Source organism: Planktotalea sp. (assembly GCF_049680325.1).
In the GTDB taxonomy this organism is placed as follows: Bacteria; Pseudomonadota; Alphaproteobacteria; order Rhodobacterales; family Rhodobacteraceae; genus Planktotalea.
Genome location: NZ_JBAUHO010000152.1, coordinates 1 through 12,032 on the forward strand (window position 1 = coordinate 1; position 12,032 = coordinate 12,032).

Annotated in this window: 14 protein-coding genes and 1 pseudogene; 10 read left to right on the forward strand and 5 right to left on the reverse strand. The window is 56.4% G+C overall.

What is annotated here, in order from left to right; translation table 11 throughout:
- Window positions 1-680 (forward strand): annotated as a pseudogene (locus tag WBC85_RS07105) (phytanoyl-CoA dioxygenase family protein); the annotation flags it as partial.
- 32 nt (window positions 681-712) lie between these two features.
- Here the strand turns inward: WBC85_RS07105 and gap (WBC85_RS07110) are convergent.
- The 3 genes from gap (WBC85_RS07110) to gap (WBC85_RS07120) all read right to left on the reverse strand — a co-directional run bounded on the left by gap (WBC85_RS07110) (window position 713) and on the right by gap (WBC85_RS07120) (window position 3,073).
- Window positions 713-1,714 (reverse strand): type I glyceraldehyde-3-phosphate dehydrogenase, encoded by a 1,002-nt coding sequence (gene gap, locus WBC85_RS07110; protein ID WP_424434476.1) that lies wholly within the window; start codon window positions 1,712-1,714, stop codon window positions 713-715.
- A gap of 87 nt (window positions 1,715-1,801) precedes the next feature.
- Window positions 1,802-1,945: a hypothetical protein gene (locus WBC85_RS07115; protein ID WP_424434479.1), complete on the reverse strand. Its 144-nt coding sequence runs from the start codon at window positions 1,943-1,945 to the stop codon at window positions 1,802-1,804.
- A gap of 123 nt (window positions 1,946-2,068) precedes the next feature.
- Window positions 2,069-3,073 carry a type I glyceraldehyde-3-phosphate dehydrogenase gene (gene gap / locus WBC85_RS07120; protein ID WP_424434482.1) on the reverse strand — a complete coding sequence of 335 codons (1,005 nt, stop codon included), beginning with the start codon at window positions 3,071-3,073 and terminating at the stop codon, window positions 2,069-2,071.
- Window positions 3,074-3,305: 232 nt separating this feature from the next.
- Between gap (WBC85_RS07120) and WBC85_RS07125 the strand changes: the two genes are divergently transcribed.
- Complete coding sequence (locus WBC85_RS07125; RefSeq protein ID WP_424434485.1) at window positions 3,306-4,259, forward strand: DUF808 domain-containing protein; 954 nt, start codon at window positions 3,306-3,308, stop codon at window positions 4,257-4,259.
- 80 nt (window positions 4,260-4,339) lie between these two features.
- Here the strand turns inward: WBC85_RS07125 and WBC85_RS07130 are convergent, their stop codons facing one another.
- Complete coding sequence (locus WBC85_RS07130; RefSeq protein ID WP_424434488.1) at window positions 4,340-5,446, reverse strand: THUMP domain-containing class I SAM-dependent RNA methyltransferase; 1,107 nt, start codon at window positions 5,444-5,446, stop codon at window positions 4,340-4,342.
- 43 nt (window positions 5,447-5,489) lie between these two features.
- Window positions 5,490-7,511: a transketolase gene (tkt, locus tag WBC85_RS07135; protein WP_424434491.1), complete on the reverse strand. Its 2,022-nt coding sequence runs from the start codon at window positions 7,509-7,511 to the stop codon at window positions 5,490-5,492.
- Between the two features lie 200 nt (window positions 7,512-7,711).
- On the opposite strand from tkt, the gene WBC85_RS07140 reads away from it, so the two are divergent.
- From WBC85_RS07140 to obgE, 8 genes are all read left to right on the forward strand, one after another.
- A complete protein-coding gene (locus WBC85_RS07140) occupies window positions 7,712-8,263 on the forward strand; it encodes a hypothetical protein (protein WP_424434494.1) in 552 nt (183 codons plus the stop codon).
- Window positions 8,256-8,657: a cell division protein ZapA gene (locus tag WBC85_RS07145; RefSeq protein ID WP_424434497.1), complete on the forward strand. Its 402-nt coding sequence runs from the start codon at window positions 8,256-8,258 to the stop codon at window positions 8,655-8,657. The genes WBC85_RS07140 and WBC85_RS07145 overlap by 8 nt, the downstream gene beginning before the upstream one ends.
- A 167-nt stretch (window positions 8,658-8,824) precedes the next feature.
- The gene (locus WBC85_RS07150) at window positions 8,825-9,538 is read left to right on the forward strand and encodes a 50S ribosomal protein L21 (protein WP_424434500.1); all 714 of its coding nucleotides are present in this window, start codon (window positions 8,825-8,827) and stop codon (window positions 9,536-9,538) included.
- A gap of 15 nt (window positions 9,539-9,553) precedes the next feature.
- Entirely contained in the window at window positions 9,554-9,823 is a 270-nt protein-coding gene (rpmA, locus tag WBC85_RS07155; protein WP_424434503.1) for a 50S ribosomal protein L27, read from the forward strand.
- Between the two features lie 13 nt (window positions 9,824-9,836).
- Window positions 9,837-10,019: a hypothetical protein gene (locus WBC85_RS07160; protein WP_424434506.1), complete on the forward strand. Its 183-nt coding sequence runs from the start codon at window positions 9,837-9,839 to the stop codon at window positions 10,017-10,019.
- Window positions 10,019-10,621: a LysE family translocator gene (locus tag WBC85_RS07165; RefSeq protein ID WP_424434509.1), complete on the forward strand. Its 603-nt coding sequence runs from the start codon at window positions 10,019-10,021 to the stop codon at window positions 10,619-10,621. The genes WBC85_RS07160 and WBC85_RS07165 overlap by 1 nt, the downstream gene beginning before the upstream one ends.
- Window positions 10,618-11,157, forward strand: a complete 540-nt coding sequence (locus WBC85_RS07170) for a GNAT family N-acetyltransferase (protein WP_424434512.1) — start codon at window positions 10,618-10,620, stop codon at window positions 11,155-11,157. Before WBC85_RS07165 ends, WBC85_RS07170 begins: the two co-directional genes overlap by 4 nt.
- A 38-nt stretch (window positions 11,158-11,195) precedes the next feature.
- Window positions 11,196-12,032: GTPase ObgE (gene obgE, locus WBC85_RS07175; protein WP_424434515.1), on the forward strand; the 837-nt coding region annotated here is incomplete at its 3' end.

A 12,032-nucleotide genomic window follows, 5' to 3' on the forward strand; every position in this document is an offset into this window, starting at 1 on the left:
ACATGGACGAGCCTGGCCCCTATGCTGCTGAAAATCTGAAAGCGGGCGAGGGTGGGCGTTTTTTTGACGATTACTGCAACTGGACCCGTATCCCCGAGTTCGAGCAGGTTGTGAATGAAAGCGCGGCGGCAGAGGTTGCAGCTGATTAAATGCGCTCGCGATCGGTGCAGATGTTCCACGATCATGTGCTGGTCAAAGAACCGGGAACGTCCAAGCCAACGCCGTGGCACACGGATGGGCCATATTATTTTGTGGAAGGGCAACAAACGGTTAGCTTCTGGTCGCCGCTGGATCCCGTGCGCGAGGCGTCCTTGCGCTGCGTTGCAGGCTCTCATCTTTGGGAAAAACCTGTTCTGCCAACGCGTTGGTTGTCTGAAGAAGATTTCTACCCTGAAAAAGACGCATATATGCCCGTGCCTGATCCAGATGCTGAAGGCATGCAAGTGCGCGAATGGGAGATGGAGCCGGGGGATGCAGTTGCTTTTAACTACTCTATCCTGCACGGCGCGCGCGGCAATGAAACCGCCTCGCGCAGGCGCGCATTTTCGTTGCGTTTGCTTGGGGATGATGCGCGCTATGTCGAACGCCCGGGGCGCACGTCACCGCCATTTCCGGGGCACGATATGCAGCCCGGTCAAAAGCTTCGCGAGGACTGGTTTCCGGTGATCTACCAGCGCTAAGGCGCTGGTAGAAAATTCTTTTTTCGGTCAGCTTAAAGGAATTTGCCCATCACAATGGCTGTGTCTGCCATGCGGTTGGAGAAGCCCCACTCGTTATCATACCATGCCAGAATGCGGCACAGGTTGCCGTCCATGACCTTGGTCTGATCCGATGCAAAGATAGAGCTGTGTGCATCGTGGTTGAAATCCATGGACACCAATTTGCGCGCTTCATAAGCAAGCACACCTTTGAGAGGGCCTTCAGCGGCCTCTTGGATGGCCGCGTTGATTTGTTCGGCTGTGACATCGCCATTGGTTTCAAACGTCAGATCGACAGCGGAAACATTGGGCGTTGGAACGCGGATTGCAACGCCGTCAAGCTTGCCTGCAAGTTCTGGCAGAACCAGCCCAACCGCTTTGGCCGCGCCTGTGGAGGTCGGGATCATGCTTAATGCTGCTGCGCGCGCACGGTAAAGATCGCTGTGCATAGTATCAAGCGTTGGCTGATCGCCTGTGTAGCTGTGAACCGTCGTCATAAAGCCGCGCTTGATGCCGAACTTCGCGTTCAGAACGCTCACCACCGGGGCGAGGCAGTTGGTTGTGCAGGACGCATTGGACACGATCAAATCGTCGGCTGTCAGGCTGTCATGGTTCACACCATAAACAATCGTTTTATCAGCACCCTTTGACGGGGCAGAGACAAGAACGCGGCTCGCGCCGTTTTCAAGGTGAACCTTGGCTTTTTCTTTGTCTGTGAAGATGCCCGTGCATTCGAACACGATGTCGATATCCGCCCATGGCAGCTCTGCCGGGTTGCGGATGGCTGTCACCGCAATCGGGCCGCGGCCTACATCAATGGATGTTTCATCATGTGTGACAGGCGCGGGGAAGCGTCCGTGCACGCTGTCAAACTGAAGCAGATGCGCGTTGGTTTCAACGGGGCCAAGATCGTTAATTGCCACCACGTCGATATCCGTACGTCCGCTTTCGATGATTGCGCGCAAAACATTGCGGCCAATACGTCCGAAACCGTTGATTGCAACTTTCAATGCCATGACAGAGTCCTTTGATTGCACTTTCGTTAGCGCTAACAAAAGCAAATGCAATGATAAGTCAAGACACAGCACGCTAATGTGCTCAGATCAGCGCCAGAACGCCATCCATTCGGTGAAATCAGTGAACTTCTTGGCAAGGAAAAGCAGGTTGTTGCCACCTGTCATGACGATATCGAAGGTCAATCCAGCGATAACGAACAGTCCAAGAATAATGGCAAGGGTGTTGGTCATGCTGCGCTCTGCCTGATTTTTTGCTTGCGGGTAAGATGCGTCAGCTACACTGGAATGCCAAGACGCAAAAGCCCCCGCGCTGCGATTGGCAGGCAGGGGCGTTTGAGGTGAAACAGGGGCGCGTTATTGGTTCAGGCGACCGATCGTTGCGGCAACATCTGCCATACGCGCAGAGAAGCCCCATTCGTTGTCATACCATGCGAGGACGCGAACCGTGCGCCCGCCGACGACTTTGGTCTGCTCGGGTGCAAAGATGCAGCTATGTGTCGTATGGTTGAAATCGACGGAAACCTTTGGCTCGGGATCATAGGACAGGACTGCGCCCATATGACCAGATGCAGCCTGCTGAACCAAGGCGTTCACTTCTTCCACGGTGACGTCACGCGCGGCTTCAAAGGTCAGATCAACGGCAGAGACGTTAGGCGTTGGCACGCGCATCGCCGTGCCATCCAGCTTGCCTTTTAGGTTTGGCAACACTTCCCCCAGCGCCTTTGCTGCGCCTGTGGAGGTCGGGATCATCGCCATTGCAGCTGCGCGGGCGCGGTAAAGATCAGAGTGGCGGCGATCCAACATAGGCTGATCGCCTGTATAAGAATGGATCGTAGTCATAATGCCGCGTTCGATGCCAATTGCTTCGTCAAGGACTTTTGCCAACGGTGCCAGGCAGTTCGTAGTGCATGATCCGTTAGAAACCATTGTGTCGCCCGCAACCAGATCGCGGTGGTTCACGCCGTAAACGATAGTTTTTTCAACGTTTTTTGCAGGGGCCGAGATCAGGACAGCCTTGGCACCGCGCTCAAGGTGAACAGACGCTTTGTCGCCATCGTTGAATTTGCCTGTGCATTCCAGAACCACGTCACAGCCGGACCAATCCAGTTCCTGCGGATCATAGGTTGAGAACATCTCCATCGGGCCGCGGCCAAGGTCCATCGTATTGCCGGACACTTTGACTTCGCCCGGGAAACGGCCATGCACTGAATCGTATCGCAGCAGGTGCGCGCTGGTCTCGATTGGACCTGTCGCATTCACTTTCACCACTTGCACATCATTGCGCGCCGCTTCGGCGATATAGGCAAGTGTGGAACGGCCGATGCGGCCAAAGCCGTTGATGCCAAGCGTGACGGTCATGAATAATCTCCTAACGTAGTGCTGCCCTTGGTGGGGGTCTTGTCATGGCAGGGCGCTGTGACCAAGGGAAAAAGCGCGCCGCGGCAGGGTGTTAGCGTTAAACGTGGCAGCTTTGCGCATGGTGGCGCTAACGAAGTGGTGGGAGGCTGCGCTTGGTTGCGGTAACACGTTTGAAACCCGCAGCGCACTTTCGCTGCGATTCGATGGGCTAGGAAAAGGTAGGGAAATTCAGATGAGCGGATTGTTGGCATTGTTGGACGATGTGGCCGGGATCGCAAAAATTGCGGCGGCTTCTATTGATGATGTGGCCGCAGGCGCGCTGAAGGCAGGGAGCAAAGCAGCAGGAGCGGTGATTGACGACGCGGCTGTCACACCGAAATATGTGCATGGTTTTGATCCATCTCGCGAATTGCCGATTATCTGGCGCATCGCGCGTGGCTCGATCATCAACAAGTTGATTATCCTGTTGCCCGCGGGCTTGGCCCTATCTGCCTTTGCGCCTTGGATGATTGCCCCGCTCTTGTTGTTGGGCGGCGCGTATTTGTGCTTTGAGGGCGCTGAAAAGATTGCCCATTGGCTGTTTCACCACGAAGACGCCCATACCGAAGCCTATGAAAGCGGCGATCCTGCGCATCTTGAGGAAGAGAAAGTCAAAGGTGCAATCAAGACGGATTTCATCCTGTCGGCCGAAATTATGACCATCGCATTGGCGGCTATCCCCGCAGGTAATTTCTGGCTGCAAGCTGCGACACTGGCATTGGTTGCGGTCGGGATCACAGTCGCCGTTTATGGCTCTGTCGCCTTGATTGTGAAGGCGGATGATGTGGGCTTGGCTATGGCCGGGCGGGGCCGTTTGGGGGCCACGCGTGCACTGGGGCGCGGTATCGTTTCCGCGATGCCTAAAGTGATGCAGACCTTGAGCGTTGTTGGCACGGCCGCGATGCTATGGGTGGGTGGTTCCATTATCATTCATAGCCTCAAGGATCTCGGCTGGAAGCTGCCCTACAGCTTGATCCATGATTTCGCGGTTGCTGTTTCGACAAAGGTGCCTGCGGGTCTGCAGGGGGCTTTGGAATGGAGTGCGACCGCCTTTGCCGACGGCGTCTTTGGTGTGGCTTTAGGATTGGCGATTATTCCATTGGCCACAAAGGTCATCACGCCGGTTTGGAACCGTGTGTTTGGCTAGAGATTTCCGATCATTTCATGATCGCATCGACTGGGGGCTCGCCCCCAGACCCCCAGAGTTTATCTGGCAAAATGAAGGTGTTAAGAGAGCGCTTTGCTTTGATGCAGTCGTACTTTCAGCCCGCCGTGCGGTATCGGAGCGCTTGTGGAGGCAAAGGGCAGGCCTGTGGTTTGTGCAAGTCCTGTATCTGTCGTGATGATCGCAACGCGCCAGCCTTTGAAGTGGGCTTTCAACGTTTTTCCGAGCGCGCCGTAGAGGGCGAAGAGTTGTTTCTTGTCCCCGATGCGCGCGCCGTAGGGCGGGTTCAGGATGATGAGCCCTGCAGGGCCAGCGGGGCGAGCCAGATCGCTGATTGCGGCATTGGTGAAGGTGCAATGGGCACTAACGCCTGAGCGGGTTGCATTGGCGATTGCATTGTCGATTGCGCCCTGATTGCGGTCGGAGCCGTAGAAACGGGTTTCATTTGCGGTGCGGGTGTCTGCGGTGCGCATCTCGGCCCAGCGTTCGGGCATGAAGCTGGCGAGGCGCTCGAACGCGAAGGCGCGGGATCGGCCGGGGAGCAAGCCAGCGGCGATTTCAGCCGCTTCAATCGGGAAAGTGCCAGAGCCGCACATAGGGTCGAGCACAGGTTCATCGCCCAGGTAGCCCGAAGCACGCAGGAACAGTGCTGCAAGATTTTCGCGCATTGGTGCTTTGCCCACGGCTTCCTTATGGCCGCGCTGATGCAGGGGCGCGCCTGACGTGTCGATGGAAAAGGTGCACAGGTTATCTTCGATCCGAACCATGATCTTGATCGCATCTTCATCGCCGGCAGGCGTGCCAAGCCGTTCGGTGATTGCCCGTTCAATCCGCTCTTTCGCGGCCCCCGCATGGTAAATCTTGGATTTACGGGTGGTGACATCGACTTTGACAGGGACGTCAGACAGCAGGACCGCTTGCCAATCCAGTTCGCGGGTTTGTTTTTCCAACTGGCTTAGATTGAAGCTGCGAAAGCTGGCAAAGCGCGCAAGGATGCGCGATGCGCCGCGCAGGGTCAGATTGGCGCGCATCACATTGGGCCAGAGGCCCATGAACGTAACGCCGCCCGCAATAGCGCGCGCACCTTTGAAACCCGCTTCAAGTGCTTCGGCTTCAAGATAGGGCTCTAGCCCCGGAGGGCAGGCACAAAAGATTTCAAAGGGCTTCATTGCGAGGCGGGGGTAGGGTGCGCGCCAGCGCGCACCTTATGTTTCAAAGGCCGAGCAACGCTTTGACTTTGGCGACAGTCGCTTCGGCGGTGATGTCGAAATGCGCGTATAGTTCTTCTGCCGGTGCGGATGCGCCAAAGCTGTCCATACCAACGAAATCAGCCTTGTTTTCACGGCCGCGCTCGCCCAAGAGCCAACGATCCCAACCCATACGCACGCCAGCCTCGATCGCGACGCGCACAGGACCGCCTGGCAGAACGCGCTTGCGATAGCTTTCGTCCTGCTCGGCGAACAGTTCCATGCAAGGCATGGAAACGACGCGCGTGCCAATGCCTTCGGATTGTAGCATCTCGCGGGCTTGCAGGGCGATTTCTACTTCGGAACCAGTTGCCATGAGGATGACCTGACGTTTGCCATCCGCATCCGCCAGAACGTAACCACCCTGCGCGGAAAGGTTCTTGGTCTTATGCTCAAGGCGCACAGTCGGCAGGTTCTGACGCGACAGGGCCAGAACAGAGGGGGTCGTCTTGGAGGTCAAGGCGACCTCCCAGCTTTCTGCTGTTTCGACTGTGTCAGCCGGGCGGAACACATAGGTGTTCGGCGTGCTGCGCGAAATGGCGAGATGCTCGACAGGCTGGTGGGTTGGACCGTCTTCGCCAAGGCCGATCGAGTCATGCGTCATCACGAAAACCGTCGGCACTTTCATCAAGGCCGCAAGGCGCATTGCCGGGCGCGCATAATCGGTGAAGCACATGAAGGTACCGCCGTAGGGGCGGATGCCACCATGTAGGGCCATACCGTTCATCGCCGAAGACATGCCATGCTCGCGAATGCCCCAATAGATGTAGCGGCCAGCGCGATTGTCGATGTCGAACACGCCCATATCGCCGGTCTTGGTGTTGTTGGACCCTGTGAGATCGGCAGAGCCGCCGACCGTTTCCTGCATGATCGGGTTCACAACTTCGAGCGTCATTTCAGACGATTTACGTGTCGCAACTTTTGGTGCGCTTTCGGTGATCTGCTTTTTGAAGGCTTTGATCGTTGCGGCTAGCTTCTTGGGCGCGTCCAGATCATAGGCGCGGGTGAACTCGGCCTGTTTGTTCTGTGGCAACGTCGCGAAACGCTCGTTCCAGGCGGCATGTTCGGCAGCGCCGCGCGAACCGATCGCTTCCCACGCGGCTTTGATATCTGCGGGCACTTCGAATGGGCCCGTTGTCCAACCATAAAGCGCTTTGGCCTCTGCCATTTGCTCTTCGTTTGTCAGCGCGCCGTGACCTTTCGAGGTGTCTTGCGCCGCGTGACCCAGAGCGATGTGTGTTTTGCAGGCAATCATCGAAGGCTTTTTGGACTTTTTCGCCGCGGCAATCGCTTCGTCGATTTCGACAGGGTTGTGACCGTCGATTTCCTGCACATGCCAGCCGGAGGCTTTGAAACGCATGACTTGGTCGGTGCGGTCGGACAGCTCGACCGTGCCGTCGATGGTGATATTGTTGTTGTCCCAAAGCACAATCAGTTTGCCAAGTTCGTGACGGCCGGCAAGGCCGATGGCCTCTTGCGAGACACCTTCCATCAGGCACCCATCGCCAGCGATCACATAAGTATGGTGATCCACCACCTTTTTGCCATAGCGCGCGCGCTGGATTTCTTCGGCCATTGCGAAACCAACAGAATTGGCGATGCCCTGACCAAGCGGGCCAGTTGTTGTTTCAACTGCGTCGATCAGGAAGTTCTCGGGGTGACCCGCTGTCAAAGCGCCCTTTTGGCGGAAGTTCTTGATCTGATCGAGTGTGACCTGCTTGTCGCCTACAAGGTAGAGCAGGGAATAGATCAGCATAGAGCCGTGACCCGCAGACAGGATAAAGCGATCACGGTCATGCCAAAGCGGCGCGCTAGCATCGAATTTCAGGTGCTTTTCAAACAGAACCGTAGCCACATCGGCCATGCCCATTGGCATGCCGGAGTGGCCTGAATTGGCGGCGTGGATCGCGTCCAATGTGAGCGCGCGAATGGCGGCGGCTTTGTTCCAGTGTTCGGGATTGGCGGAGCGGAGGGCTGCAATATCCAAAAGGGTCGTCCTTTGCGAGAGGGATATGGTTTGCAGGCTCAATACCAAGCTACGGGCAAAGATCAAGCGCGGCTCTTAAGTGACTGACCTTAAAGGGGGGAGTATTTTGTGAAAGCATTGGCTAAAGTCGGGAAAAGCTACACAAACCGCCGATTCGCGTGATGCGTGTAGGTCAGAACTAAAGGACGAGGGAGCGTGCGATGAGCGACATCACCGAGCTCGAGCGCCGGATCACGGCGGCGCTGGATCGAATTGGGACAGGTTTGGACGGGTTGAATGCAGCCGCGCCAGCAGGGCCTGATCCTGAAATGCAGGCAAAACTGGAGGCGGCCGAAACACGCGCCGCTGAATTGGCGCAGGCGCTGAGCGATGAAAAGCTAGCCAATGCGCAGCTTGAAGAGCGGATGAAAACGGTTCGGGAAAAAGCGGACCGTCATACGGCGGCAATGGATATCCAGGCATTCGAGCAACAAAAGAGCACTGCAAAGCTGGACGGCGATCTACAGCGCCTGCGCCGCGCCGCGGAAGATCTGCGCGCCTCCAATATTTCGTTGCGCGATGCGCTTGAGCAGGGGCTGAGCGATCCACACCTTATCAATAAAGCGATGTTGGCAGAGCTGGAAACACTGCGCGCCACGCGTTCGGTCGAAATCGCGCAGGCAGATGTTTTGCTTGCTTCGCTTGATCCATTGGTGAAACGCGCGGCCCAAGAGGCCAGTGAGATTGGCGAAGAGGAGAGTTCCGATGCCTGAAGTCGTCATTTCAATCGGCGGTCGAGACTTCGAAGTTGCCTGTCAGGAGGGAGAAGAGCAATATCTCCACGCGGCGGCCAAAATGCTTGATACCGAAGCGCAGACACTGGCAAGCCAGATTGGCCGTATTCCGGAGGCACGGATGCTGTTGATGGCGGGCTTGATGTTGGCAGACAAGACAGCAGCGATGGAAGACAAAGTCGCGCAGGTCGAAGCGCAGCTTGGCGCGGTTCAGGCGGAACTCACCACATTGCAAAACCAGCCCGCGCCGCCGCCCGAACGCATCGAGGTGCCCGTCATTCCAGAAATCGTGACAGACACGCTGGCCGAAATAGCTGCACGCACTGAATCTTTTGCCGCTGCAATTGAAGAAAAGGCGCAGGCATCCTCTTGACTTGAGGCTTCAGGCTTCGCATAAGCCGCGAACCTGCACGGGGATTCCCGTTTGCGGGTGTATTTTAATGACGCACAATGGTGCGCGCTGTTTATGGGTGGGGTTTCAATCCTCGCAAACGCCGCTTCGCGGGACCCTAGAGACGCGGAAGACAAGGAAGAACGTATATGTTCGCGGTAATGAAAACCGGCGGCAAGCAATACAAAGTCCAGTCCGGCGATATGCTACGGGTGGAAAAGCTAGCTGCAGATGCGGGTGAAACCGTACAATTCAACGAAATTCTGATGCTGGGCGGCGACAAGACTGTCGTAGGCGCACCTCTGGTTGACGGCGCTGCCGTTCAGGCCGAGGTCGTTGACCAGATCAAAGGCGAAAAAGTTATCAACTTCGTCAAGCGTCGTCGTAAGCACGGCTCACAGCGTACAAAAGGTCACCGTCAAAAGCTGACTTTGGTTCGCATCGGCGAAATCCTGGCATCTGGCGGCGACAAGTCCGGCGTTAAAGCTGCTATCGGCGCAGGCTCTGTTGCAGGTGTGGCTGTTGCTGCGGTTGCTGCGAAAGCCGCACCAAAGAAGGCTGCAGCGCCTAAGAAGGCCGCTGCCCCGAAAGCCGCAGCCGCTCCGGCAGCTGAGGTCGCAGGCGTAGAGCCAACAAACCTTTTGAAAGAAGCACGCGGCGGTCAGCCTGACGATCTGAAAAAGATCTCTGGCGTTGGTCCAAAGCTGGAAGGTACACTGCACGAAATCGGTGTTTTCCACTTCGATCAGATCGCAGCGTGGAGCCCAGCAGAGATCGCCTATATGGATGATCGCCTGTCTTTCAAAGGCCGCATCGAACGTGACGACTGGATTGCGCAAGCAACTCAGTTCGCAGCAGAATAAGAGGAGCACGACCCCATGGCACATAAAAAAGCAGGTGGTTCATCCCGTAACGGTCGCGACTCAGCGGGTCGCCGTCTCGGTGTAAAACTCTATGGTGGCCAAGCGGCAATCGCAGGCAACATCATCATCCGTCAGCGTGGCACAAAGTTCTGGCCAGGCGCGGGCGTTGGTCTTGGTAAAGATCACACGATCTTTGCAACTGCTGATGGCGCAGTGAAGTTCCACAAAGGCCTCAAGGGCCGCACGTTTGTATCGGTTCTCCCAGTGGCGGAGGCCGCTGAGTAATTAGCCGTTACAAATGTCTGAGACATTGAAAGGATCGGCGGAAACGCCGGTCCTTTTTCATTTTTTGAACATCGCTATGGTTTGGGAGAACTGCGTTGTGATTTTGTTAACGAATCTTGATGCAACGGGTTATGAAATGCCCGTAATCAGCAGATTTTCCATGGAAAAAGCCAGTTTTCAAATGGGGTGCATTTGATGTCCGTCGCAGCAGGTGCCTTCCTTGTTTTTGCAGCCTCGCAAGTGGGCACGCCCGGGCCAGCCAATATGGCGCTGATGGCGACTGGCGCGCGCTTTGGCTTTAAAGCAGCGCTGCCATTCGTGGCAGGGGTCGCGCTTGGCAAACAGCTAATCATCTGGCCGATCGGTTTCGGTTTGATGGGTTTGGCGATGAGTTTTCCGTGGCTGTTTTTGGCGCTAAAATACATTTCCGCGGCCTATATCATCTGGCTGGCATGGAAGGTCGCCAACCTGCGTTTGAACACCAAAGCAGAGGCCAAAGCACCCGGTTTTGCGGCAGGATTGATCGTGCATCCCCTTAACCCCAAGGCCTGGGCGATGATCGTTGGCGGTTTCACGGCCTTTGTGGAACCTGGCACCCCGACGCTGGAGGCAACGGCAGTGATCGCGGCCTGTTTGCTTGCCTGCCAGTTGGTTTTGCATCCGATCTGGACATTCGCAGGGCATAAAATCGCGCAGACCGTCGCAGGAACACCTGCGGAGACCTATCTTATGTGGACGCTGGCGGCTTTGACCGTCGCATCGGTCCTCTTTGTACTATTCGCAGGAGCCAGAATATGAACGCTATGACACGGCCACCGCAGTCAATAATCTCTGGCGCACGCTTGGTGCTGCGCCCGTTGCAGCAATCCGACATCGGCTGGATCGACCGCCATGCGGGTGATGCGCGCGTGGCGCACATGACGTTCAGCATTCCACATCCTCTACCACCCGGCGCCAGCGAAGCGCTTCTCAAACGTGCGGATGATCCTGCACGTGAGGAAGACTTCTGGGCAATGGATGCAAGCGCAACAGGTGGTGCGGAATTGATGGGGCTGATTTCTTTGAACCGTCTTGACGCCGGGCAATCCGAAGTCAGCTATTGGGTCGCACCTGCGTTCTGGAATGCAGGCACCGCATCTGATGCGGTTGGTGCGCTTATTGCGGCGAACCCGTTTGACAACAAAACGATATTCGCGTCGGTTTTTCAGGACAATCCGGCCTCTGCAAGGGTGCTAACGAATGCAGGTTTCGATTACATTGGTGATGCCGAATCCTTTAGCGTGGCCCGCGGCGTCAATGTGCCCACGTGGACCTATTTGCGCAAACTCGGCTAAGCGCGTAAACCGCGCTTTAAGCAACAGAAAGCACTAACATGAAATTCCTAGATCTGGCCAAAGTCTATATCCGCTCAGGCGGCGGCGGTGGCGGTGCTGTCAGCTTTCGCCGTGAGAAATTTATCGAATACGGTGGGCCAAATGGCGGCGACGGTGGCGGCGGCGGATCCGTCTGGGTTGAGACGGTTGATGGTCTGAACACGTTGATCGACTTTCGTTATCAACAGCATTTTTTCGCCAAGAGCGGACAGCCCGGCATGGGGCAGGGCCGCACGGGTAAAGACGGCGATGACATCGTATTACGCGTGCCCGTGGGCACCGAAGTGCTTGATGAAGATCAGGAAACCGTCATTGCAGATATGACGGAACTGGGCCAACGCGTGTTGATCGCCAAGGGCGGCAACGGTGGCTTTGGTAACCTGCACTTCAAATCAGCGACCAATCAGGCCCCACGCCGCGCTAACCCCGGTCAAGAAGGTGTCGAGCGCACGATTTGGCTACGTCTCAAACTGATTGCGGATGTGGGTCTGCTTGGATTGCCGAATGCAGGCAAATCAACCTTCCTTGCGGCAACGTCCAATGCGCGCCCGAAGATTGCGGATTACCCGTTTACCACGCTTCATCCGAATCTGGGTGTGGTTGGTGTGGATAACATCGAATTTGTCGTCGCGGATATTCCGGGCCTTATTGAAGGCGCACATGAGGGCGTTGGTCTTGGCGTGCGTTTCCTGGGCCACGTTGAGCGCTGCGCGGTCTTGCTGCATCTGGTGGATGGCACGTCTGAAACGGTTGCCGAGGATTATCACACAATTATTGGTGAGCTGGAAGCCTATGGCGGTGATCTGGCCTTCAAGAATCGCGTGACAGTCTTGAAC

Coding starts and splice junctions, on each gene's coding strand:
- gap (WP_424434476.1), bottom strand. CDS start 1,714: ATGGCATTGAAAGTTGCAATCAACGGTTTCGGACGTATTGGCCGCAAT.
- WBC85_RS07115 (WP_424434479.1), bottom strand. CDS start 1,945: ATGACCAACACCCTTGCCATTATTCTTGGACTGTTCGTTATCGCTGGA.
- gap (WP_424434482.1), bottom strand. CDS start 3,073: ATGACCGTCACGCTTGGCATCAACGGCTTTGGCCGCATCGGCCGTTCC.
- WBC85_RS07125 (WP_424434485.1), top strand. CDS start 3,306: ATGAGCGGATTGTTGGCATTGTTGGACGATGTGGCCGGGATCGCAAAA.
- WBC85_RS07130 (WP_424434488.1), bottom strand. CDS start 5,446: ATGAAGCCCTTTGAAATCTTTTGTGCCTGCCCTCCGGGGCTAGAGCCC.
- WBC85_RS07140 (WP_424434494.1), top strand. CDS start 7,712: ATGAGCGACATCACCGAGCTCGAGCGCCGGATCACGGCGGCGCTGGAT.
- WBC85_RS07145 (WP_424434497.1), top strand. CDS start 8,256: ATGCCTGAAGTCGTCATTTCAATCGGCGGTCGAGACTTCGAAGTTGCC.
- WBC85_RS07150 (WP_424434500.1), top strand. CDS start 8,825: ATGTTCGCGGTAATGAAAACCGGCGGCAAGCAATACAAAGTCCAGTCC.
- rpmA (WP_424434503.1), top strand. CDS start 9,554: ATGGCACATAAAAAAGCAGGTGGTTCATCCCGTAACGGTCGCGACTCA.
- WBC85_RS07160 (WP_424434506.1), top strand. CDS start 9,837: ATGTCTGAGACATTGAAAGGATCGGCGGAAACGCCGGTCCTTTTTCAT.
- WBC85_RS07165 (WP_424434509.1), top strand. CDS start 10,019: ATGTCCGTCGCAGCAGGTGCCTTCCTTGTTTTTGCAGCCTCGCAAGTG.
- WBC85_RS07170 (WP_424434512.1), top strand. CDS start 10,618: ATGAACGCTATGACACGGCCACCGCAGTCAATAATCTCTGGCGCACGC.